Genomic DNA, 24243 nt, shown 5'->3' with positions numbered 1-24243 from the left:
AAATTAAATTTTCTACATTAAGCCTTCCAATTTTTATCTTGGAAAGAGATTTTTTCACATCTATACAGAGATAGAGTGACATAATTTGCTCACTAGGCATAAAATACTTTTGAGAATATCTCAAAATGAAAAACAGAGGAAAAGATAAATTATCTGACTCTTCCCCTGAAAATTGGCTTTGTTTTTAGACAAATTTAATATTTACTGCCAAATATAGAGCAGAACAAACAATACAATCCAGATTACATCTACAAAGTGCCAAAATAGTGAAGTAGCATTCACACCAAAGTGGCTAGATTCGTAATTGCCAGGAATGAAAGAACGGATCAAAATCATTAATTGCAACAGAATACCTGTTAAAACGTGCAAACCATGAAAACCAGTTAACAGGTAGAACATCCCGCCAAAAGTTCCAGATGTGAAACCAAAAGCCAAGTGACTCCATTCAATAGCTTGTCCGACTAAGAAGTAACTGCCCATTGCCATTGTTGCCAGCAGATACATCCGAAAACCAGACAGGTTTTGACGTTGCAAAGCGCGTTCTGCCAAATAAATCACAAAGCTACTAGCAACCAGCACAACAGTATTAATGGCTGGTTCTCTAACTTCTAATCCTTCTACACCAGCTGGTAGCCAGTTAGGATTTGTTAACTTATAGACAATGTAGCCGGCGAAAAAACTCAAGAAAATCACACTTTCTGACAGTAAGAAAACAATAAAACCAAACATTTTATTGCCTTCTTCGTCATGTCCATGCTCACCACTATGATGAGAGTGATTCTGCAACTGATAGGAATCTAGAGAACTGTCCATAGGGATCTCAGGGTATAAGGGTGTAGGGGTTGTAAGGGTGTAAAAACTTCTAGGCACTTCTATTGACTGTGGAGTAAAACGAAGTAACACTAATATCCGAACCGTTAATGCAGTCTTATCGAGATTTGAAAGTTTGGCAAGAAGCTATGAATGTTGCTGAATTCTGTTACAAAGCAACAAAAGCATTTCCCAAAGAAGAAACTTATGGAATGATTGCTCAAATTCGTAGAGCCGCAGCATCAGTTCCAGCTAATATTGCTGAAGTTATGGAAGAAGAACACGTGGCGAGTATATTCAATTTTTATACATCGCCCAAGGTTCCCTCAAAGAGCTAGAAACACATTTGTTATTGTCTATTCGTGTTGAACTAGCTTCATCACAAATTATTATTCCTGTCGTTAATCAATGTGAATCAGTTGGGAAGTTATTGTTTTTCCTGATTCGTTCGTTGGAGAAATAGGGGTGTGAGGGTGTGAGGGTGTAAGGGTTTGAGGGTTTGAGGGGTGTTAATTCCCTACACCCCTATACCCTTTACACCCCTACACCCTTCTCTTCTGCTACCAAAGGTTCTGATTTGCCGTAACCGTAAGGTTCAGAGATGACTACAGGAATTTTTTCAAAGTTTTCAACAGGTGGTGGTGAAGAAACTAACCACTCTAAACCAATTGCCCGCCAAGGGTTATCAGTCGCTTTTTCGCCTTGCATCCAAGAAATCACCATGTTGAAGATGAATGGCAAGGTAGACATACCTAACAAAAATGCACCCAGACTCGCAATGATATTCCACTGTTCATACTCTGGTGCATAGGAAGAAACCCGGCGTAACATCCCTTGCAAACCTAGTGGGTGCATAGGTAAGAAGTTGAGGTTAGTACCAATAAATGACAACCAGAAATGTAATTTACCCCAGCCCTCGTAGTACATCCGACCAGTCATTTTGGGGAACCAGTGATAAATAGCAGCATACAAGCCCATTGTCACTGTGCCGAAGAGGACGTAGTGGAAGTGTCCAACCACAAAGTAGGTATTGTTAACGTGAACATCCACAGGTACAGAAGAAAGCATAATCCCTGTGATGCCAGCGAAGACAAACATGATTAATCCACCCAAGGCAAATAACATGGGTGTATTCAAGCGCAACTTACCACCCCAAATTGTCGCTACCCAAGCAAATACCTTAATGCCGGTAGGCACAGACACAAACATGGTTGTTAACATGAAAATCAACCGCATCCAAGCAGGTGTACCACTGACATACATGTGGTGTACCCAAACAATGGCGCTGACGACAGCAATTAACAGTGATGAAATTGCAACGACTTTGTAACCGAATAAAGGTTTGCGAGAGTAGACAGGGAAGATTTCGGAGAAGATACCGAAAACTGGCAAAATAATTACATACACAGCCGGGTGGGAGTAGAACCAGAAGTAATGCTGGAACATGACTGGGTTGCCGCCGTTGCTGGGGTTAAAAAAGCCAGTACCAACGGTAAGGTCAAGTAACAACATAACTGCACCTGCTGTCAGGGCAGGTAAACCAAACAATTGGATGATTTGGGCGCTGAGGACTGCCCAGACAAATAAAGGCATCCGAAAGAAGGTCATACCGGGCGCACGCATCTTGACGATGGTGGTCACAAAGTTGACAGCACCCATAATTGAGGAGACACCAGAAATGGCGACTGCCAACAGCCATAAAACTTGACCGTTAATCAAGTTACCTGTGGGATTTTGTAGACTAACGGGAGGATAAGCCCACCAACCTGCTTGAGCAGGGCCACCAGGAACAAAGAAGCTGGCCATCAACAAAATCCCAACTACGGGAACCATCCAAAAGGCGACGGCGTTGAGGCGGGGGAAGGCCATGTCTCGCGCCCCAATCATTAAGGGGACGAGGTAGTTAGCAAAACCCACTAGTGAGGGAAATGTCCACAAGAACAGCATGACTGTGCCGTGCATGGTGAACATACCGTTATATACGGTGCGGTCAATTAAGTCGGCTTCGGGGGTGATTAATTCTCCCCGCAGAATCATGGCGAAGATACCGCCGATGAGAAAGAAGAAAAAGGAAGTAACAAGGTATTGAATACCGATTACTTTGTGGTCGGTGCTAAAGCTGAAATATTCTTTCCAGCCTCCTGGGGTTTCGTGGTGTGGTTTCTCAGCCGGGAGGCTAAGACCATCAATAGGGATGTTAGTCATTGTTCTTGTGAAGAAACAGGGGTGTGAAGGATGTGAGGGTGTAGGGAATTAGTTTGCTGTCAACCGGAATAATTGACCACAGGAGGTGCGGCGGGTACAACAGTATCCCAACCATTTTTTACGGGTTCGTTGGCTGTTTGGGCGTATTCAGAAGCAGCTTGATTATTAGCGGGGGCGGGTTTTTGTGTGGCGATTTTCGCCAACCATTTGTGATAGTCTTCGTCAGATTCCACAACGACGTTTGCCTGCATGGTGGCAAAGTAAGTGCCGCTATATTGGGAGTCTGTGAGGCGATATTGGCCCTGGCGAATGGGGGTAAATTCAAAGTCGATGGTATGGCTGGGAATGATGTCTTGTTTGAGGCGGAATGCAGGAATATAAAAGCCATGCAGTACGTCTTCTGATTGCAGTGCTAAACGCACGCGGCGATCGCTTGGTAAATGCAGTTCGGTACTGGTAACATTTCTCTCAGGGTAATGAAATACCCACGCCCATTGTTTGGCGATGACATCAATTTTTTCTACAGGTTCACTCATCACACCCTCTTGGGGTGCAGCATAAGCTGATTCCATCCCCACGGGGTTATGCAAATGTACTAGTTGGGTGGGGCCTTGAATACCCATTTGTTCGTAAACTTGGGAGCTATAGCCAGCAATCCACAGTACCAACATAATGGGGATGGCTGTCCAGACAACTTCCAAAGTAACGTTACCTTCGATGTGGGGGCCATCGCTGAGGTCGCCTTTTTCAGCACGATGGAAAATCACAGAATACATCAAAGTGCTGGTGACACCCAGAAAAATAAACGCACCTAATGTCACCAAAAAACTAATCAAATCATCAATCAGATGAGATTCGGCCGCCGCTTGGGGAGGTAGCCAGGAATAGGCTTGTTTACCTATCCAGATACTGGTGATGCTAATTGCGATCGCACCAGTAATTAATGTTAATACACTTAAAATCTTTGAGAGTTTCATGGGTTTTGGTCATTAGTCATTAGTCATTGGTCATTGGTCATTGGTCATTAGTCATTAACAAATGACAAAGAACAAAGGACGAATGACAAAAGTTATTTGAGCATTGTGTTCAGGTCTTCGCCTAATTGCAGTAGTCTATCTGCGGTGTTGTGAACGCCAAATTCAGCTGCTAACTGCGCTCCTAATGTGCCGTGCAGGAACATCAAAAACATAATTGCGACTCCTGCAAATAAATAACTCCACTGCACTTCTACGTCGTAATCTTTACTCCAAGAAAAGCGTTGCCATCCTCTCCACATAGTCATCCCAACAAATAAAGCCAGGATGATGACCCCACCAATACCGTGCCAAAGCATGGTTTCCATTGCTGGCATTCCCCATGCACTCTTCACATCTGTTGGTGGAGAAGCTAAGAACATTTCGTAAAAGCCAGCAGCTACAGTAAAAAAGGTAATGCCAGTTGCCGCCACCATGTTGTACCAGCCCACATCAAAGAAGTTGGCACGTTCAACAGTAATCGCTAAAAATTTGAACACCCATTTTTGCATGGGGAACAAAACACCGACGATATCAAAGGTAATACCAATGATGAATAGACCGATGGTCAGATGCACCAAATTTGGGTGAATAGGCAGAGTGTAAGGTAGTCCGTTAGCGCCTATTTCTACATTTAATTGATGAATTAGTTCTGAATTCATGGCAGCATCCCATCCTTGACAGCTTCAACAACTGGTACTGTGTGCAATCCATATACCCAAACCAATTCATCACCTAAATAGACTTGCAAACCGACAATTGCAACTAAGACAAATCCCACTGCTAAATAATGAATTGGTAATTTTTGCGGGTTATGCGAACGAATTACATAGCGCCAGGCAGTAATTGTGGCGATGAGGCCAGACAGTGACCAACCAATCAGAGTATGAATATTTAAAACTGATTTAGCTACGTCGTAAGGCTGGGCTAAACCGGCTTCAAACTGTCCAAAAATAATCGCTACGAAAATGGCGATCGTAGCGACAAACATATTCCACCAACTCACCTCAAATAAGCGAGATTTGCCAGTAAAATAACCTACTAAGTCACAGAAAAATGCAAACAATACCATTGCAATTACAAAGTGAACAACAATGGGATGTAGTGTATCTGGATAGGGGAGATTATGGTCGTTCAACGATGTAAAAAAATCAAGCATAGTTTCCTGCACCTTAGCCAAAGTTTCATGTTTAACAGACAAGCATGATCATCACTACAAACATTTCTACCTGAATGGATTCTCTTCAAAACCGCGCAACGCTATCCAAGGAATCAGGTATTAGCTTTGTTTTAGCTCAATTTGTTGAAGTTACTATTTATCGTCAATGATTGAGTTCAATTCATTTGTTCATGCTGATACTTTATAACAACGATTTTGAATTTACCTCACAAAATCGCAGTTATTTGGTTGATAGTTGGCCATCTATCTATTAGCTTAAGGATTTTTTTTAGTAGTTGTCAAAAAAATAATAGAAAGCTATAAAAATCACGGCTTTAACAGAAAAACTATTATGATGATGTAGCTTATCTACCTTTTATTTTTAGATATTGCATATATAAAAATCTTTGTATATATGATTCTGCACAATTATCAAATATCTCTTTGTAATACAATTAACAGAAGATTTTTGACTAGAAGTTATCAATAAACATAAAAATAATAAATAATATATTAAAATAAAAAATTCATTGCAATATCCACTGCTATTCTTGATTTTAATTTGCATTAAAAGCAAAGCTTATATATTTCAATTCTGGCAAAAATCTGAGTGGAAGTTTTGACAAGTTAATCTTGACTTGCTCAGTATGACAAGTATTACCAGAATTCAGCATTGTAAATGTAGATATTTCCTACACTACAGCTATTAAAACTTGTGTTAGAGATGAACTAATTGATACTGGTATTTTTTTGTAAAAAAATGTAGTTTTGGGTGTCTGTTATCCAGTAGTATGTGTCATTGGTAGTAGTTATATCTGGCGAGATTTACTCTATTGTGTAATTACTCAGATCAACATGCAAACAAGGTAGAAAATCAAGTACGGTTTTTTCACCCTAATGTAGTATGTGAATCTCCATACCAAGACAGAAATATAATTGATACTTTTGTTTTAAGTATTTACTAAGGGATAAAACAAATCTTTGAGTGTATTTCATCTTCTGCTAAAAGATTCTTAACGTTTCCAGAACGGCAATTTTAACCCAAAAAATAGTCTAATTCGATACAATTGAAAGGCTGGGAGAGCCAAGGAGAATTAAGTGGTACTGCTAAAGGGCTTTGAGATTGAGATGTACACTGGCACACCTCAAGGTGAAATTGTTGGTCTCTCCGATAAAATTGTTGCCGACTTAAATGGGTTTATGCGAGAACCAGACAGTCGCAACGTGGAATACATAACAAAGCCATCCACAAGTTACGAAAATCTTTTGTGTGCTTTATTAAGTCCGCGCCGAGAATTACGCAAGTACCTCCAGCGTTTGGGTAACTACACTTTGATACCTGGAAGTACTTTGTCTTTAAGTGGGGGCGATCGCTTCTTTCGTTCTGACCCAAGCAATCCTTATCATGATTATATTGAGCAGACCTACGGCACAAATGTAGTGACTGCCAGTGTTCACATTAATGTGGGTATTAATGACCCAGAAACATTAATGCGGGCTTGTCGAGTTATTCGCTTAGAAGCACCCTTGTTTCTGGCGCTAAGTGCTTCATCACCCTTTTTCAATGGTCAAGCCACTGGCTATCACTCGACTCGTTGGGGCGTATTTCCCCAAACTCCCAGCTACGTACCATTATTTACCAGCCATGCCCATCATATTCAGTGGGTAGAAGAACAGTTAGTAGCTGGAACAATGCAAAATGTCCGGCATTTATGGGTATCAGTCAGACCAAATGGCGATCGCCGTCCTTATGATCTCAATCGTCTCGAATTGCGAATTTGCGATTTAGTCACAGATCCCATTGCTTTACTCGCAATTACCGCATTGTTAGAAGCACGTTTATTGCAGATCATTGATAACCCTGATTTAGATCCTTTAACTAACAGTAAATTATCACCAGAAGAATTAATTGCACTAACTACTAACAATGAAATAGCAGCTGCTAGTGGTAGCTTGGATGCTCAACTACAACATTGGCAAGATGGCAGAACTATTTTAGCCAGAGATTGGATTGCAGAACTATATCAAGAAGTTTGGGCGATCGCTAAACAACAAGGTTTTAGCTGTTTCTTGTCACCATTGCATAAAATTTTGCGTGAAGGCAATGAAGCCCAGCAATGGCTACAACTTCATAGCGTCGGTTTTGACTGTCAGCGCGTTATTTCCCAGGCGATTGTGGCAACACAAGAACGAGAACTGGAACTAGAACATAAATTGTGTTCTTCCTTACTGGCTTAAAGAGAAACTCAAGTGATTCAATATCATTAGTCATTTGTGAATACCAAGGACAAATGACTAATGACACAAGACAAATACTCAGCCAGAAAACTCCCCATAGCCCAAAATCATCATGTATGGTCTCATACATAAGATAGATTTTCTAAAAATAGCCAAAGCATGAGTTTAGGTCTGGTTTTTAGTTTTTCAAGGACAAAATAGTTGTATTGACAAGTTATTCAGATACATTTTCTAAAAATTCCTGGGAAAATGTAGCAATTTTTTTTGTTTTAAAAAAACTAATCGATGTAAACTACAAAATGGTTATTAATAAAACCTATAGATAACCTCTACCTTTTGACAGATTTTTTATTGTCAATATAACTTTTTATACAAAAGCTCAGTTCCATGTCAGATGCCCCAAGTTGTTTTAGTAAATCCGCAAATTCCACCCAATACAGGCAATATAGCGCGTACTTGTGCAGCTACAGGCACAGAATTACATTTAGTAGGGCCGTTGGGGTTTGAAATTAGCGATCGCTACCTCAAACGAGCCGGTTTAGATTATTGGCCTTATGTCAAACTCCACAATCATGAATCGCTGGCAGCTTTTAAAGACTTTCATCAACAGCGTGGAGGTCGATGTCTAGGTTTTTCTGTGAGGGGGAGTAGTAATTACACACAATTTCAATTTGATTCTAATGATTGGCTACTGTTTGGTAGCGAAACCACTGGCTTATCACCAGAAGCATTATCAATTTGTGATACAACCCTTTATATTCCGATGTTTGAGCCAGGGGTTCGTAGTCTGAATCTGTCAGTCAGCGTTGCCATCGGCCTGTTTGAAGCAAGGCGACAACTCGGTTATCTAGTGTAGTTTTTGAACAATCAACTTATAAGTATATATACTCGTGCTGTCTTGGAAATCAAATTCCCACAGGATTTCCGACAGATAATAATTCTATCGCTAACAAAAAATACTTACACTTTTTATACGTTGGCTTAAAAAAATCAGTAAAATACCTGAAAAACCTAGTTAACTAGACAGGTTTTATATAAGAAATTTCTATATTAATTTTGAGAATGTACCAAATTTGAATGATAGATTTTGATGAATTGGATTTATTTGGTTTCCAAAAACAAAAGGCTGCAAATCCATACGGATAAGGCATTTGTACTATTTTGTCTGAATAAGTATATTTCAGGAGGACAAAAGTACTGGAGAGTTTGTACGGTTGTCTTTTAGGGAAGAATCAACGTAAAGTCTCCTGTTGGGAAGACGGATCGGTTAAAAAAACCTTGAAGATATTTACAGCAGGAGGCATCGCTTTTTTAAAACTTATAGCAACTAAAATTGCTGACAATAAAAGCAGATTCGGCTAATATCAACTTTTCCAATCCCAGCGATTAAATTTAAATTAGGCGCTGAAAACTGTAAAGAGCGAAAGTTCTAGGGTGTGAGGAGTGGAGCGGACAAGTAAGCACAGCAACTTTATGTTCTGCTAACAGGTGTAAACTTGTCTAAATCAGAGAAGCAGGTTAATCTTGCCTAAGTATCTCTGGTGAATGTGATCCAGGTCTATCGTCAGATGTGATCTAAATCATTGACTAGTATTCCGACTGCAAAATCGAGGTCAGTTAAGCGCTAGTGATCATAGGAGGTCGTCTTTGAAACGAGCATTGAAAAAAAGAGTAAAAGCTGTGCTGAAAAATACCCCCAGCAATGATGGTGTCCCTAGTGAGCAGTTAAGTGTGGTAAATTCCAAGGCTAATCGTCGAGTTAGCACACAAGCAGCCATGATTGGCTTGGCTATTTCAGTTGGAGCGACCAGTCTTTTAGTGACTCGACAAAGCGATCAAGCCCAAGCAGCAGCGCCTGTAGGCAGCCAAAAAGTAGCCTCAAACCTGCCTGTTGCCCCTGACACTGAAATGAAATTTGTTCCCACAAAGCTGGAGACTCAACTAGTCTCAGCAGCAACCATGCCAGAAAATCCTGTCATTGTTGAACCAACAGCAATTTCACAGTTGCCTGGGCTTGAAGCTAAATTACAAGTGGCGGCAAATGGAATTGTGGAAGTTCCAACACCAGAGAATGTTGCTCAAACAGCAGCCGAAAAAAAATGCCATTAACCAGTCGCCATTAGCCAAAAATGGCGAAGCACAGGAAATCCTGAAAGCTAACGACGCATCTGACATCAAAGTTGCTAACGATGAAGTCAAAGCTAAATTAAAAGCACAGCAAGAGTTCGCCCTATATCACTTGCAAGAAAAGTCGAACCGTTTAAGAGCAAGTCTGGCGGAGTTACGGTCTGGGGAGTCAAAAAAATTTAGCGAAAGCCCCTGCATTGAAGCAAGAGGTAGTTGTAGCAGAAAAATTGCCACCTCAAAGCATCAGTCAAGAAATTGGGCAACAGTTACCTGCATTAGTGGATGAAGACAAAACCAAGTTCTTTCCTGAAATCAAGCAAACAAAACTCCCAAGTGAACAGGTACAGCCATTAGCAACAACATCTGCACCTGCTACACCAGAAATTGCAGCACCAACGGATACTGATACCGCTTACGAAGTTAAGCCGGGAGATACTCTAGCTGCGATCGCTAACCGATACAACACCACGGTTGCAGAACTAGCCAAGCTCAACAATATCAGTAATCCAAATCAGCTCCAAATTAATCAAAAACTCATCCTGCCATCGGTCAATGTTAACCGTAATGGTGCAATCTCAATACCTGTGGCAGTTAGTCAGCCTAGTGTACAGTTGACCAACAATGTCAAAGTTGCTGGTGTACCTGTCAACACTGCCAGCAGTAACCCCAATGTATCTTTAGCACCAGTTTCACCGGTTTTTGTCAACAACAATACTGTTAAACCAACCGCAGCAACAAACAACCCAACACAGACAAATACTACTAACGGTGTAGGTGGTGATACTCCCGTACCCAAAGTCTTTACTGAATTACAGCCAGGTAGTCAAACTCAAAGGGTCGCAAGAAACAGAAACAACGAGCGTCTTCAGAGTTTACAGGCTGAAATTCAAAGACTACAGGAAAAATACCGCAATCAAGAGTCTGGTAATGGTGGTAATGTAGTTGCCCAAGCGGTTACTGATACAGACAAAAACAGTATTGCTATTCCAGTTCCTGTAGCTGTTCCTAGCAACTTGGCAGTTACTAAGCCAGTATCTGGAAATAAGACTTTTGCTGTACCCATCCCTGTTCCAACACCAATTTTACCGAGCTACAACGCTCAACCAGTTAAGCCCGAATTTAGTGCTATTCGCAGCACTACTGACGAGCCAATTAACCCAGAGTTCTTGCCTAATCGCGCTAGGGTAACAGTACCACCCATTGGAGTCAATGCGGCTGATTCTCCTAGAAGAATGCGGGGAACGAAAGTATCGCCACAACTACCGCCTTTGGCAGCAGTCGATCAATACTTGCCCAAACCAATTGATGAAACCATTCCTCCGCCTTCCACCTCATCTGTAGCTTATATTTGGCCAGCCAAAGGTGTATTTACCTCTGGATATGGTTGGCGTTGGGGCAGAATGCACAAAGGTATTGACGTTGCTAACGCCACTGGTACACCAGTTTATGCCTCGGCAGATGGCGTGATTGAAAAAGCAGGCTGGAACAAAGGTGGCTACGGTAATCTTGTGGATATTCGTCACCCTGATGGTAGTATGACCCGCTATGGTCATAACAGCAAGATTTTGGTGCGTGCAGGTCAGCAAGTGCGTCAAGGCGAAACTATTGCTTTAATGGGTAGCACTGGTTTCAGTACTGGGCCACACACTCACTTTGAAATTCATCCATCAGGTAAGGGCGCAGTTAACCCAATTGCCTTCTTACCACAACAAAACCGCATTTAGTCCTTGTCTGTCTCCAACCCAGTTATTTTCTTGTCAGAAGAGGGAGTTTTTATCCCTCTTTTGCTTGGATGGGTGAACTGCCTGAAAAATGATTGCGACAGCTAGATGGCTGGAAAGTTTGCCAATCAACCCTTACCTAATCTAAAATCCAAAATGGTATTAGCTTGTGGATGAAAATTAATTGCCAGAAAGACTAGTCATCAACAAATGTGTATGCTATATTAAGAATTAATGTGGAAATGTTTGGCTCAGTAGCTCAGTTGGTTAGAGCACGGGACTCATAAGCCTGGGGTCGTTGGTTCAAATCCGACCTGAGCCATTTAAAAAGTAAATATCTAACTTAGAATATCTGGTTTACAGGTATTATTCATCGACTTGCTCATGGTGAACGCGATCGCCCTCCAGATAATTTAAACTCAAGGTGAGACCGAATTAATTACAGCTTCTGTTATGTCTTCTAGTTTAGATTCTTTACCACCTGCTTTGGCTAAAATCGTCCAACGCTTTCAACGTGCATCCGATCCGAAGCGGCGTTATGAACAACTGATCTGGTACGCCCAAAAGCTTCCAGAGTTTCCCGAAGCTGATAAGATACCAGAAAATAAAGTTCCTGGTTGTGTGTCTCAGGTGTATGTTACCGCCGCCTTAAATGATGGGAAAGTTGTATTTCAAGGAGAATCTGATTCTCAGTTAACGAAGGGATTAGTGGCGCTGTTAATTGAAGGGTTAAATGGGTTAAGTCCCACAGAAATTGTCCAATTAACACCAGATTTTATTCAAGCAACCGGTTTAAATGTGAGTTTGACACCTTCCCGTGCTAACGGTTTTTACAACATATTTAAAACTATGCAAAAAAAAAGCATTGGAGTGCAAGTTAGAACAATAGTAAAAAGTGCTGAGTGCTGAGGAGCCAGCGCCGTGGGCGAGCCTCTTGACTTGAGGCGACTGGCGTTGCTGAGTAAATAGACTAGCTTTGACGCAGGGGGTATAAGGATGTGAGATTATATGTATTCAAAACCCTTACACCCCATACCCTTTTACCCTTACACCCAATCCCCGTAGACAATTTTGGTGCGTAATTCCTCTTACCTAAGCTGTTTTGAAAAAGCGGATAATTTCGCGGACGTGATCGAGAAATTGTCCATCAGTAGAAAGTTGAGCGATCGCGTTTCTGGATTCTCTTACTAAACGTTCATGTTCTGTTTGATTTGTGGCGCGTAATTCTTCTAAATTCGCTAAAATTCTGGACAGTTCTTTGCGAGTTTCTTCGGCAAAACGTTGTTGGGTGGCTGGTAAAGAATATGATTCTTCTGGATTGAGTTGTTCTTCTATATATTTGACTTTTTGTTCTAAGTCAGAGAAGCGATTACGCAGTTCATAAATATCTTCGCGGGGATATTTCCATTCTTGGCTAATCATAGTTAGCCTTGCATATAAATATTCGTAGGCGCGAATTGCGGGACGCAAAATTGTTAATAATAAAGCTGCACCGGAACTGATATAACCTACTGCACTAATTCCCGTGGCGGCAAGGATGTAAAGTCCAATGGCAGAAAATACATGTAAAGCAAGAGCCAGCCACAGCGATCGCTTGGCTAATAATTGCACATATTTGACTTGTTTCCCATCTACAGGAATGCCTTTTTCAGAAGATTGTGCTGCTTCTGCTAAAACTTCTTTGGCTTGAAAATGGACATTCCAAGGTACAGTTACAATTACTAACAACCACCAAAAACTTGCACCACCAATTAACCAATCTAGAAAGTTACCAGCAGGTACATGAAACCATTGCAACACGCCAAATGCTAACAGTACTATAGTGAAAATTCCTAAGATAGAACTGATAAAAAGGTTAATATACATCTTGCCCTGTCTCCACTGAAACTATCATCTTCATCATGGCGGTGGCTGGGCATTTATACGGAATGATTGTGCTGGTTTAACTATTTGCACATTTTGTATTGGTAAGCATTAGTGTTAGAAAAAGACTCTTGCTATAGTAAAACTATCACAGGAATTATGCACAAAGATTGTCTGGGGAGACTGGGTGTAGGGGTTTTAAGATACGGGGTGTAAGGGTTTTGCAGACATACACCCCTACACCCTAAAACCCTTGATTTTTCGCCTCACTGCATCAGCTCCATATCACTTTCATCATAGCTATGGCTGAACATTGATCAGAATGTATGTGATAGTTTGACTAACTGCACATCTAGCTTGAAAGTGCTGAGTGCTGAGGAGCCACTGCGTTGCGGAGGTTTCCTCCGTTGAAGCAAGTGGCGTTGCTGAGTGTTAAGTGCTGTACACTGAGCATAGTCGAAGTGTAAGTTCTAAGTTATCTTCCTTGTCTCCCTTGTCTCTGCCATTCATATATTAACCACCAACGTGAATCCCCGGCCGCCTGTGGGGATTTTTCTCAGCACGACGTAGGACTTCACGGGTAACTACAGCAATGTCACCTTCACCAAACAAGATAAACCGCAGTAAGTACTGGATGGGATTTCCTTCTACCCAACCGAAGTAAGCGTGAGGAATTTGACCAGTTTGGTCACGAATATAAAGCAACAAAGCGGCGATCGCATTTGGGACTGCGGCGCTTTCTGCACGTAAAATCCTATACTCCCCAACTTTTACGCCTTTGACTCTGATCACATCAGTAAAATCTGACGCATCTGATATCAAAATCTCAAGAAACAGCACTGGATCTGTCGGTGGAATATGGTTGTCTTCACGTACCTCTTTTTCCTTTAATAAATATTCTTGTTCATTACCTACGTTTAAGCGATTTGCAATGATTCTGATCGCGCCCTGGCTTTCTTCTGCAATAAATTCACGGGCATTTTCATCAACTTCTATTTGTTCTACCCGCAATTCCGTTGAGCGCCAAACACGGGAAACTAAGGAAGTAAAGATGATTGCACCAATGAAGAACGTAGCGATTTTAATCCCTTCTGGCCTCTCAATGATGTTGACAATGGTCGTATAGATAAAGACCAGTGTAATTAAAGCAAAAACAATTCTACCTTGTATAGAACGATGACGATGGGCTGATAAAGTAACCGCAAAGGCGGCGGAGCTAATTAGTACCAACACACCAGTTGCATAAGCACCACCTTGCGCTTCTACATTTGCTTGGAAAATAATTGTAACTACGAAGGCGATGGCTGTATATACTAATACAAGTGGACGTGTTAATAGCGCCCAACTTGGTGCCATCCCATAACGTGGTAAGTAACGAGGCACAATATTTAGCAGTCCTGCCATTGCTGATGCCCCAGCAAACCACAAAATCGAAATGGTGCTTAAATCGTAAATTGTACCGAAGCCATTGCCTAAATAAAGATGTGCTAGGTAAGCCAAGGCGCGACCATTAGCTTTTCCGCCTGTAGCAAATTCTGCGGCTGGAATCAATAGAGTAGTGACAAAACTGCTAGTCAGCAAAAAGAAGCTCATAATGACAGCCGCAGCCGTCAGTAGCTTGCGGGTATTGCGAATTCGTCCTCTGGGCATTTCTGGGGTATCGCTACTGCTACCTTGAACTAGGGGCATGACTGTGACACCAGTTTCAAATCCAGATAAACCCAAAGCCAGCCGAGGAAACAACAAGATAGCCAAGCCGATGAGGAGAAAGAAATTGTTATTTCGGGCGAAAAGTGCTGTCTGCCAATTTGCGATCGCACCTGGGTTAATTGCAATATGATATAACCCAATGCTAATGACAACTAAATTTAACAGCAGATAAACTGCCACTAAAAATACCGCAATCCCAATTGCTTCTTTAAAGCCTCTCAAGAAAACTACACCGAGTAAAGCAATTAACATTAAGGTAATAGCAATGCTTTGACTGTGCAGCAGACTTGGTGTCAGCGGATTTTCAATGATATGGGCTGTGGCATCAGCGGCAGACAGAGTAATAGTAATAATAAAGTCAGTTGCCACAAAGCCAAGTAGACACAATACCAGTAATTTGCCTTGCCACCAAGAAAGCAAATGCTCCAACATAGCAATAGAACCTTCACCATGTGGGCTTTTAGCAGCAATACGGCGGTAGATGGGTAAAGCACCAAAGAGCGTTAATAAAACCAAAATCAGCGTAGCAATAGGAGAAAGCGCACCTGCTGCCAATGCTGCAATTCCCGGTTGATATCCAAGAGTAGAAAAATAATCTACACCGGTTAAGCACATAACTTGCCACCAAGGATGCTGGCGGTGTGCTTCTTCCTTCTGGTAAGGCCCTTCCTTTTCGCGGCGGTTTTCTGCCAGTAACCAGCGCATAAACCGTCTATTGAGCCGTTTTGTTGAGAACATTGATTTAGCCATCAAATCCGATTTGTTATAAAAGTAGCTGGTGTGAGTGCTTTGAGTTTGGTAGTTTTATTCAAAATTTTGAACTACAAATCCACCCACAAACTAAAGAACAACAAGTTTTTACATTTTTAATTTTCTAGAAATAAGTTATCTAAATAAACTAGAAGACGCGAACGGTCAAAAGTTGTAAATACTATTTTTTACTCAGTACAAGCAATTCAAATCTTTTAATTTGCTAACATCTTGATTAAGTCAGCAAGATATAAAGTTAATAATTTTATTTTGATTCAAGTATTAATACTTATGAATTTCTGTGCTGTGCATTTATAATCGATCAGATTCTAGCTACAAACAATACGACAAACATAGTAATTGCCAAAATCAGGAAAGGCATTACTTATCTGTGGATATTAATTCAGTCTCAATATTCAGGAGTATATTATGGTGCGATCGCTCAAACAAACGCTTGCATTAGTACTTTTATTGGTATTTTCGTTTATTTTATTTCCTCACCCGGCTCTAGCATTGGTTCCGCTGGAGAGTCAATTTACCACCGCCGTTGGTGCTTGTGAAGCCGTAAGCTCGATTAAAAAAGGCACAAACCCCGGCAATGTCAGATTACAGCCGGGACAGACTTATCAAATAGTTGGTCAAAATAAAGATAACCCTACTCACTACCTGCTAGAAATTGCTAGTGCCAGTCCCTCTCGGCGTTGGGTTCCTGTTAGTTGCGTTAATGCTGAGGGTGTGCCTTCCGACACAACTGGAAAAATCCCGCCTGTAATTCCTGTGGCTGTAGGTAATGACTATTTACTTGCAGTAAGTTGGCAACCCGCTTTTTGTGAAAGCAAACCCGAAAAAACTGAGTGTCAAACTTTAGCCAAAAACCCAGACCGTCCAGAAGCTACCAACTTCGCCTTACACGGTTTATGGCCTCAGCCAGAATCTAATATTTATTGCGGAGTCAGCAAAAGTGACATCGGTTTTGATAAGGCAAAAACTTGGTCAAAGTTGCCTCCTGTAGAATCAGAACTGTCGCCTGAGACTTGGGCAAGGCTACAAGTAATCATGCCAGGAACAGCTTCCAATTTGCACCGACATGAATGGATTAAGCATGGTACTTGCTATCAGGGTACGCCGGAGGAATATTTTTCTGAGTCCATTGCTTTAATTGATGCTTTGAATAAATCGCCTATTCAAGCATTAGTGGCTAGTAATATTGGCCGCCAAGTTACCCTCAAAGATATTGATCAAGCCTTGTCATCTTTTGCGGCTGATGCTGGGGATAAGATAGAAGTTAAATGCACAAATGCAATATTAGGTGAACTGTGGCTTAACCTCACAGGTGATATTACTCCAAGCAGCTTGATTGGTGACTTGTTAACCAATAGTCCCAAAGCCAAGCTTGAAAAGTTTAAATCTTGCTTAATTGATGATGCACGTAGTTAATTAAATCATTGGGTTACGTATAGAATAATGAGGCGATCGCACTAACTAAGTTTGGTTGCGATCGCCTCATCAAATGAATATTTTTATATAAAATCTGACTAACTCGCAGACTTCAACGCATCCAAAGCTAAATTCAATTTCAAAACATTAACTCCTGGTTCACCAAAAATACCCAAAAAGCGATTATCGATATTTTGAGCAATCAAAGTTTCTAACTGTTGGGGTTGGAGTCCTCGCGCTTTGGCTACACGGTTAACTTGTGCTTTGGCAGCTTCCGGGGTAATGTGGGGGTCGAGGCTCGAACCAGAGGTGTAAACTAAATCGGCGGTAGGTTGGATACCTGCTGTTTTTAACCGATTTAAATCACCTTCAACCCGTTTGCTGGGGTCAGGATCATCTTTACCTTTGATACGTTCAATTAAGGCTGAATTACTTGGGGCTAAATTACTCGCACCAGAAACCCCAGTTTTTAACACTCCCGCTTCATCTTTTTTTGGATCAGCAGTGCTGTAACTGGTGGTACTAGGACGACTATTAAAGTATCTTTCGGAAGTGAAAGGTTGACCAATTAAACTAGAGCCAATCACTTGACCTTGGCTATTTTTAATCAGACTACCGTTTACTTGAAATGGCAAAATAATCTGTCCAATACCGAGCATCACAAAGGGATAAATAATAGCGCCAATTACCCAAAGAACGAAAGTAGAACGAATGGCTCGGTTAACTTCGCGTGCAAAACTCATTAGAATTTCTCCGGAACAAACATAACAAAAAATAAATAAGTAGAAAGGCTCAAAGTTACTAGTCCTAAAAGACCTAATGACCAAGCTTGAACATGGGAAAAACTTTCTCCAGTAGCAGCATAAACAACAGGTGCAACCAAAAGGTTGAAACACATTCCTAGAAAAATATACAAAGGCAGTTTTGGAATGCGGTAATCAGCAGTAAAATCAATTATTTCTGCCGATATTTGAGGTAAACGAAAAGTTTTCATAACATTGATAATTCGTAAAAAATTAAGCCAAAGGTAGGATGACATCAATTAATTTGATGGCGATAAAAGGGGCAACAATTCCGCCCAAACCATAAATAAAAATGTTGCGCCTTAATAATTGATCTGCTGTTAGGGGACGGAATTTGACTCCTGTCAGTGCTAAAGGAATCAGTACCGGAATAATTAGGGCGTTGTAAATTAGTGCTGAGATAATTGCTGATTGGGCGCTTTTCAGTCCCATAATGTTGAGTGCGCCAATTCCCGCCGCCGCAAAAATAGTGGGAATAATGGCGAAATACTTAGCAATATCATTAGCAATAGAAAAAGTAGTTAACGCCCCACGGGTAATTAATAACTGTTTACCAATAGTTACCAAATCAATTAACTTGGTGGGGTCAGAATCTAAATCCACCATGTTAGCGGCTTCTTTAGCGGCTTGTGTTCCAGAGTTCATCGCTAAACCTACGTTAGCTTGAGCTAATGCGGGTGCATCATTCGTACCATCTCCAGTCATTGCTACTAACTTACCTTGAGATTGTTCGGCGCGAATTACACCAATTTTGTCTTCTGGTGTGGCTTCAGCGATAAAATCATCAACACCTGCTTCTTGAGCAATCACACCAGCTGTAATGCGGTTATCACCCGTGAGCATAATTGTCTTTACACCCATCCGCCGGAGTTGGTCGAATCTTTCACGCAAACCGGGTTTGACAATATCTTTGAGATAGATAACCCCAAAAATTTGATCATCTTGACAAACGGCTAAAGGTGTACCGCCTAACCGCGAAACTCGCTCGTAGGCTGCATCAACATCACTAGCAATATGGCCTCCACGAGAGCGAACAAAGCTTTTAATTGCATCTACCGCCCCTTTACGAACTTGTTTACTGTTGGGGAGATTTGTCCCACTCATCCGGGTTTTGGCAGAAAATTCTACACCTTCTGCTTGATTGATATCGAAATCTACACCAATGTGATAAGTTTCTGCCAGTTTGACAATTGATCTACCTTCTGGTGTTTCATCAAATACACTGGCAGCGCGGGCAACTCTGGCGACATCTTCGATGGTGTAACTGTTAACAGGGATAAACTCATCCGCCATTCGGTTGCCCAAGGTGATTGTACCTGTTTTATCTAGCACCAGCGTATTGATATCACCACAGGCTTCGACGGCGCGTCCAGAGGTGGCAATCACATTAAATTGCGCTACTCTATCCATCCCCGCAATGCCGATCGCACTCAGCAAACCACCGATGGTTGTTGGTATCAAAGCAACCAGCAAGGAAATCAAAATCGCAACACTCGCACCCGCCCGTAAGCTGTTGCCGGCTTCCGCACCAAATACTGTACTGATAAAGTTAGCAATATAGTTAACAAAGGGCGGCATTGTTGCCACCACAATTAAAAAGACTTGGGTTAACACTGCTAACAGTACTGTTAAGGCAATTTCGTTGGGTGTTTTGGTGCGTTCTGCGCCTTCCACCAAAGAAATCATCCTGTCAATAAAGCCTTTACCAGGATCAGCCGTAATCCGAATTGTTAATTCATCAGAAAGTAAGCGCGTACCGCCTGTAACTGAACTGGCAATATCTGTACCTGGTTGTTTGAGTACCGGTGCTGATTCTCCTGTGATGGCTGACTCATCTACAGAACCAATTCCTTGAATCACTTCGCCATCGGCGGGAATCATGTTATTAGCTACTACTTTGACTAAATCGCCGCGTCGCAGTTCTGTAGAATTGACTGTTTGAATTGAACCATCGGGGAGAATTTTATTAGCAATGGTATCAGAACGGGTGGAGCGTAAAGAATCAGCCTGGGCTTTACCCCGTCCTTCGGCCACGGCTTCGGCAAAGTTGGCAAACACCACGGTGAAAAACAAGATGAGTGTAATTAACCCGTTTAATAAGCGTTGTTGGTTAACATCTGCCTGAATTGTGCCGAATAAATTAGGGTCGAGGGTAACGAGGAAGGTAACAATTGTTCCTACCCAGACAATAAACATGACTGGGTTACGGACAGCTATTTTTGGGTGGAGTTTGACAAATGACTCTTTAATCGCTCTTTGGTAGAGTCCCCGCATATCTGCTTTGGGGGTATGTTTGCGCGAGTCACGGATTCCTTGAGGAAGACGAGGTGTTGTGTTGGTTTTCATAGAAAGAGAGAATGTTTTCACGCAGAGACGCGGAGGCGCAAAGGAGAGGAGAAAAGGAATATTAGCCGATACCTTTAGCTATCCAGAAGGCTTCACCGATGGGGCCAAATGCGAGAACGGGAAAGAATGTGAGTGCGCCGAGAATTAAAATTACGCCTGCGGTTACGCCTGTAAACAGTCCGGTGTCGGTGCGTAATGTGCCAACGGTAAAGGGGACTTGGGGTTTGCGAGACATACTATCGGCCAGTAAGAGTAAGCCGATGATGGGGATATAGCGTCCGGCGAAGAGGCTGAAGCAAGTACTGAGGTTCCACCACAAGGCGGTGGCGGTGGTTTTTGCGCCTGCTGCAATGGCGATGGGTGATGGTTGGGAGTCGCCTAAACCTTCAAAGCCTGAACCGTTGTTAGCCGCAGCCGAAGCATATTCATAAAGGACTTGGGCAAAGCCATGAAAGCCAGGGTTGCTGATTCCTGCTAGTTGGTCGGGGAAGGCTAAAGCGATACCAGCAGGAATCATAATGGAGATGGGGTGAACTAGGAGAATCAAGAAACTTGCTAGTACTACCTCGCGTTTTTCGATTTTGCGTCCGAGAAATTCTGGTGTGCGCCCTACCATTAAGCCTGTGACGAATACTGCCAAAATCAGGTAGGCAAATAAATAAGCTGTACCTGTACCTTGTCCACCCCAGATGATTTGCAAAAACATATTGGAGAGGGTGACAAAACCACCGTTGGGCATGAAGGAGTCGTGTAAACTGTTGACTGCGCCGCACATGGTTCCGGTGGTACTGACGGCAAATAAGGCTGATTGCGCCCAGCCAAAACGGACTTCTTTACCTTCTAAGTTGGGTTGGGTGCTACCTAACAGTGTGTTGACTGCGGGGTTGCCGTTATATTCACCAATGGCTGTGATGATAATAAATACGATGTAAATTACACCCACCATCCCGTAAACTAACCAGGCTTGTTTAGTGTTATTGGCAAACAAGCCGTAGGTATAAATCAAGGATGTGGGAATTGACAACATCGCCACAATTTGAATTAAGTTAGAAAATCCGTTGGGATTTTCAAAGGGGTGGGCTGAGTTGATGGCAAAAAAGCCGCCGCCGTTTTCTCCAAGTTGTTTGATGATTTCAAAATGGGCAACAGGGCCAAGGGCGATCGCTTGACTTACACTAGAATCTTCTAAGGTGGGAAATACAACTGGCCCTGCCAAGGTTTCGGGAACTCCAGCCGCCATCAAAGCAATTCCGCCAACAATACAAATAGGTAATAAAATTCGCGTAATTGAGCGAATCAAATCTACATAAAAGTTACCTAATGGTCTACCTGTTAACCCACGAATAAACGCAATTCCCACTGCTAAACCAGTGGCGGCTGAGGTGAACATGTGATAACTAAGTCCCCACATTTGACTGGCGTAACTGAGGTAGGTTTCACCAGAATAATGTTGTTGGTTGGTGTTAGTAATAAAGGAAATTGTTGTGTGTAGGGCTGTGTCCCAAGTTGGTGCCGGGATTTTTGTTGGGTTAAAGGGTAGCCATCCTTGATTCATAATAATCAAGAATATCAGCAATCCCATAACGATATTGCTGTAGAGAATGGCTCTGGCGTATTGCCAACCTGTCATTTCTGCTTTAGTCTGAACGCCAACTAAAGAGTACAGTATGTGTTCAATCGGGTTTAAAATTGGGTCGAGAAATGTGCGTTGTTCTTGATAAACACGCGCCATATATCGCCCAAAAAATGGAGTTATGGCTACTACAATTAGTAGCGTTAGTCCAATTTGAATCCATCCCTGGAGCATAAATATTAATTATTTAGACTGTTTGTAATTAATTGGATTAATTTAGATCATCGATTTTTTATGAGAGAAAAACAAGGGATAAAGGATATAATTTTATACTTATACAGCGTTTATTTTTTTTCTATATCTAGCGTTTAGTTTGTTTCTAAACGCTGCTAATTTATGATAAACGAACCGCCAAGACGCAGAGAGCGCAGAGAAGATAAACTATTGTAATGAGGTATTAATCAAAAATATATTAGGACTTACGCAGACTCTACGATTTCTTGGCGTTCTCGGCGACTTGGCGGTTCGATAAATTAAGCTTTTCGGGAATTTTTGCGTAAGTTTTATATTGAAGATAGCAATACTCACTGTTGTAGGTACGGAAACAAAAAATTAACCGCCGATAGAAGAGGATGAACGCCGATGAACGCAGATAAATTTGGAGTTAAAAAGCATAATAAAAGTTATAAATTAATCAGATTTATTATTATACTGTGTTTATTTATTGGTGTAATTTCAATGGAGTTTGAAACACCAACAGAATATGTATTTGGATATCTTTATACAGGGGCAATTTTATTAACAAACTATTGGTTTGGTGGAAGGGCAACTTTTTTAGCGACTATGGTGGCGGTGTGTTTGACGCTGTTGAATTTGGTTGTACCTGGAAATGAATTAGTTAAAGTCTCCACGGTAGCCAGTCGCGTAATTGCGGTGATGGCTTTAATTGTGACTGGTATTTTAAGCGATCGCCTGCGTCGTTCTCAAGAGGCGATCACAGTAACTCGCGCTAAGTTAGAATCGCAAGCGGAATTGGTCAAGGTACGAGAAGATTTTGCTTCTACACTGACTCATGATTTAAAAACCCCGTTGTTAGGGGCGATTGAAACTATCAAAGCTTTTCAACAAGAAAAATTTGGCCCAGTTGTACCAATGCAGCAACAAGTCTTATCGACAATGGCACGGAGTCATGAAACTTCCTTACAATTGGTAGAAACTCTGTTAGATGTTTATCGCAACGATACCGAAGGTTTAAAACTGGACTTAGCACCAGTCGATTTAACTATTTTGGCAGAAGAGGCGGCTGGTGATTTGATGGAATTAGCTGCAAATCGTCGTGTTCATCTTTCGGTTAGTTATGGTGATTCTAATTGGCGACAATCATTGTGGGTTCAAGGTGATGCGTTGCAACTGCATCGCGTGTTTAATAATCTGTTAGTTAATGCCATTAATCATTCCCGCCGTGGTGGAAAGGTGGAAGTTTTTTTTAGAACCACAAACTTCTTATCAAGTCGTGAAAATTTTAGATACGGGTGCGGGTATTCAATCAGAACAGTTTTCTCACCTATTTGAAAGATTTTATCAAGGTCATAGCGATCGCCAAGCTAAAGGTTCAGGATTGGGGCTTTATTTATCACGGCAAATTATTGAAGCCCACGGGGGTATAATCTGGGCAGAGAACAAAGTGCCGACTGGTGCTGTGTTTGCTTTTAAACTACCTGTTTATCCATTTCCATCTCCGCCAGCTGCGTGAAATGTCTTCTACCCCAATCAAAATTCTACTAGTTGAAGATGATGAACTTTTTCGCTTAGGTTTGCAAGTACGGTTGCAGCAAGAACCTGGGTTAGAAATTATTGCTGAGACTGAAGATGGTGAAACAGCTATTGAGTTAGTCAAAGAACATCTGCTAGATATTGTGTTGTTAGATGTGGGCTTACCGGGAATTGGTGGAATTGAAACTTGTAGACAAATTAAGCAGCAAAATCCGGCATTGCCAATTTTAATTCTCACTTCCCACTCGCAAAAGCCTTTAATTTCACGGTTAATTGAAGCAGGCGCTCAGGGTTATTGCCTGAAAGGTATTGCTGCGGAAAAATTAGTTTTAGCATTGCGTTCTGTGGCGGCTGGCGCGTCTTGGTGGGATGAAATTGCAACAAGAGAAATTCGTTCTTCTTTTATTTCGGAACCGCCTCAATTAGAAAATATCTCAAAGATTGCTAATCCCTTAACTGGGCGTGAACAAGAAATTTTATCGCTGTTAGCAGCAGGTAAAACCAATCAAGAAATTGCGACTGCACTATATATTGCACCGGGAACAGTGCGAGTGCATATCCATGCCATTTTACAAAAGTTAGAGGCGAGCGATCGCACCCAAGCGGTGATGATTGCTTTACAAAAAGGATTAATCAACAGCGACATCATTGTGAAAGATTAGCAAAATCCACACCTGAAAGTATTCGGTTACACTCAAAAATCCTTTTAATTGCC

The 24243-nt window shown here is 41.7% G+C and carries 18 protein-coding genes, 1 tRNA gene and 3 pseudogenes; 11 read left to right on the top strand and 11 right to left on the bottom strand.

What is annotated here, in order from left to right; genetic code table 11:
- Positions 1-201: 201 nt before the first annotated feature.
- Positions 202-813 carry a cytochrome c oxidase subunit 3 gene (locus ACX27_RS23395; RefSeq protein WP_062295937.1) on the bottom strand — a complete coding sequence of 204 codons (612 nt, stop codon included), beginning with the start codon at positions 811-813 and terminating at the stop codon, positions 202-204.
- Between the two features lie 107 nt (positions 814-920).
- Here ACX27_RS23395 and ACX27_RS35860 point away from each other — a divergent pair.
- Positions 921-1273, top strand: a pseudogene (locus tag ACX27_RS35860) (four helix bundle protein).
- A gap of 71 nt (positions 1274-1344) precedes the next feature.
- Here the strand turns inward: ACX27_RS35860 and ctaD are convergent.
- The 4 genes from ctaD to ACX27_RS23370 all read right to left on the bottom strand — a co-directional run bounded on the left by ctaD (position 1345) and on the right by ACX27_RS23370 (position 5187).
- On the bottom strand, positions 1345-3015 hold the full coding sequence (ctaD, locus tag ACX27_RS23385; RefSeq protein WP_062295935.1) for a cytochrome c oxidase subunit I: 1671 nt from the start codon (positions 3013-3015) through the stop codon (positions 1345-1347).
- A gap of 59 nt (positions 3016-3074) precedes the next feature.
- Positions 3075-3992 carry a cytochrome c oxidase subunit II gene (locus ACX27_RS23380; protein WP_062295934.1) on the bottom strand — a complete coding sequence of 306 codons (918 nt, stop codon included), beginning with the start codon at positions 3990-3992 and terminating at the stop codon, positions 3075-3077.
- A gap of 92 nt (positions 3993-4084) precedes the next feature.
- Positions 4085-4690 carry a DUF2231 domain-containing protein gene (locus ACX27_RS23375; protein WP_062295932.1) on the bottom strand — a complete coding sequence of 202 codons (606 nt, stop codon included), beginning with the start codon at positions 4688-4690 and terminating at the stop codon, positions 4085-4087.
- Positions 4687-5187, bottom strand: a complete 501-nt coding sequence (locus tag ACX27_RS23370; RefSeq protein WP_062295930.1) for a DUF2231 domain-containing protein — start codon at positions 5185-5187, stop codon at positions 4687-4689. The genes ACX27_RS23375 and ACX27_RS23370 overlap by 4 nt, the downstream gene beginning before the upstream one ends.
- A 1098-nt stretch (positions 5188-6285) precedes the next feature.
- Between ACX27_RS23370 and gshA the strand changes: the two genes are divergently transcribed.
- From gshA to ACX27_RS23345, 7 genes and pseudogenes are all read left to right on the top strand, one after another.
- Positions 6286-7425 carry a glutamate--cysteine ligase gene (gene gshA, locus ACX27_RS23365; RefSeq protein ID WP_062295928.1) on the top strand — a complete coding sequence of 380 codons (1140 nt, stop codon included), beginning with the start codon at positions 6286-6288 and terminating at the stop codon, positions 7423-7425.
- A gap of 394 nt (positions 7426-7819) precedes the next feature.
- The gene (locus ACX27_RS23360) at positions 7820-8281 is read left to right on the top strand and encodes a tRNA (cytidine(34)-2'-O)-methyltransferase (RefSeq protein ID WP_062295926.1); all 462 of its coding nucleotides are present in this window, start codon (positions 7820-7822) and stop codon (positions 8279-8281) included.
- A 791-nt stretch (positions 8282-9072) separates the two neighbouring features.
- Positions 9073-9534 carry a hypothetical protein gene (locus tag ACX27_RS35855; RefSeq protein WP_418006446.1) on the top strand — a complete coding sequence of 154 codons (462 nt, stop codon included), beginning with the start codon at positions 9073-9075 and terminating at the stop codon, positions 9532-9534.
- A complete protein-coding gene (locus ACX27_RS35850) occupies positions 9497-9838 on the top strand; it encodes a hypothetical protein (protein ID WP_418006445.1) in 342 nt (113 codons plus the stop codon). The genes ACX27_RS35855 and ACX27_RS35850 overlap by 38 nt, the downstream gene beginning before the upstream one ends.
- Positions 9780-11276, top strand: a complete 1497-nt coding sequence (locus ACX27_RS23355) for a peptidoglycan DD-metalloendopeptidase family protein (RefSeq protein WP_418006443.1) — start codon at positions 9780-9782, stop codon at positions 11274-11276. The genes ACX27_RS35850 and ACX27_RS23355 overlap by 59 nt, the downstream gene beginning before the upstream one ends.
- Before the next feature lie 245 nt (positions 11277-11521).
- A tRNA-Met gene (locus tag ACX27_RS23350) sits at positions 11522-11595 on the top strand.
- 131 nt (positions 11596-11726) lie between these two features.
- A pseudogene (locus ACX27_RS23345) lies at positions 11727-12162 on the top strand (SufE family protein).
- 203 nt (positions 12163-12365) lie between these two features.
- Here the strand turns inward: ACX27_RS23345 and ACX27_RS23340 are convergent.
- Both ACX27_RS23340 and ACX27_RS23335 read right to left on the bottom strand, forming a co-directional pair.
- Positions 12366-13139 (bottom strand): hypothetical protein, encoded by a 774-nt coding sequence (locus ACX27_RS23340; RefSeq protein ID WP_062295924.1) that lies wholly within the window; start codon positions 13137-13139, stop codon positions 12366-12368.
- Between the two features lie 510 nt (positions 13140-13649).
- A complete protein-coding gene (locus ACX27_RS23335) occupies positions 13650-15596 on the bottom strand; it encodes an APC family permease (RefSeq protein WP_062295922.1) in 1947 nt (648 codons plus the stop codon).
- A 429-nt stretch (positions 15597-16025) separates the two neighbouring features.
- Between ACX27_RS23335 and ACX27_RS23330 the strand changes: the two genes are divergently transcribed.
- On the top strand, positions 16026-17033 hold the full coding sequence (locus tag ACX27_RS23330; RefSeq protein ID WP_062295919.1) for a ribonuclease T2 family protein: 1008 nt from the start codon (positions 16026-16028) through the stop codon (positions 17031-17033).
- Between the two features lie 98 nt (positions 17034-17131).
- On the opposite strand, the gene kdpC is transcribed toward ACX27_RS23330, so the two are convergent.
- The 4 genes from kdpC to kdpA all read right to left on the bottom strand — a co-directional run bounded on the left by kdpC (position 17132) and on the right by kdpA (position 21989).
- Positions 17132-17776: a K(+)-transporting ATPase subunit C gene (kdpC, locus tag ACX27_RS23325; protein WP_062295917.1), complete on the bottom strand. Its 645-nt coding sequence runs from the start codon at positions 17774-17776 to the stop codon at positions 17132-17134.
- Positions 17776-18027, bottom strand: coding sequence for a potassium-transporting ATPase subunit F (locus tag ACX27_RS31170; protein ID WP_083468930.1), 252 nt, complete (start codon positions 18025-18027; stop codon positions 17776-17778). Before ACX27_RS31170 ends, kdpC begins: the two co-directional genes overlap by 1 nt.
- A 22-nt stretch (positions 18028-18049) precedes the next feature.
- On the bottom strand, positions 18050-20182 hold the full coding sequence (kdpB, locus tag ACX27_RS23315; protein ID WP_062295915.1) for a potassium-transporting ATPase subunit KdpB: 2133 nt from the start codon (positions 20180-20182) through the stop codon (positions 18050-18052).
- A 61-nt stretch (positions 20183-20243) separates the two neighbouring features.
- Positions 20244-21989 carry a potassium-transporting ATPase subunit KdpA gene (gene kdpA, locus ACX27_RS23310; protein ID WP_062295913.1) on the bottom strand — a complete coding sequence of 582 codons (1746 nt, stop codon included), beginning with the start codon at positions 21987-21989 and terminating at the stop codon, positions 20244-20246.
- A 408-nt stretch (positions 21990-22397) separates the two neighbouring features.
- On the opposite strand from kdpA, the pseudogene ACX27_RS23305 reads away from it, so the two are divergent.
- Together ACX27_RS23305 and ACX27_RS23300 are read left to right on the top strand one after the other, a co-directional pair.
- Positions 22398-23508: pseudogene (locus ACX27_RS23305) on the top strand (sensor histidine kinase).
- 1 nt (position 23509) lies between these two features.
- Positions 23510-24190 (top strand): response regulator transcription factor, encoded by a 681-nt coding sequence (locus ACX27_RS23300; RefSeq protein WP_062295911.1) that lies wholly within the window; start codon positions 23510-23512, stop codon positions 24188-24190.
- The last annotated feature ends 53 nt before the right edge of the window (positions 24191-24243 follow it).

Origin of the sequence: Nostoc piscinale CENA21 (genome assembly GCF_001298445.1) — a bacterium.
Taxonomy (GTDB): domain Bacteria; phylum Cyanobacteriota; class Cyanobacteriia; order Cyanobacteriales; family Nostocaceae; genus Nostoc_B; species Nostoc_B piscinale_A.
This window is presented reverse-complemented; position numbering and strand designations above follow the sequence as displayed.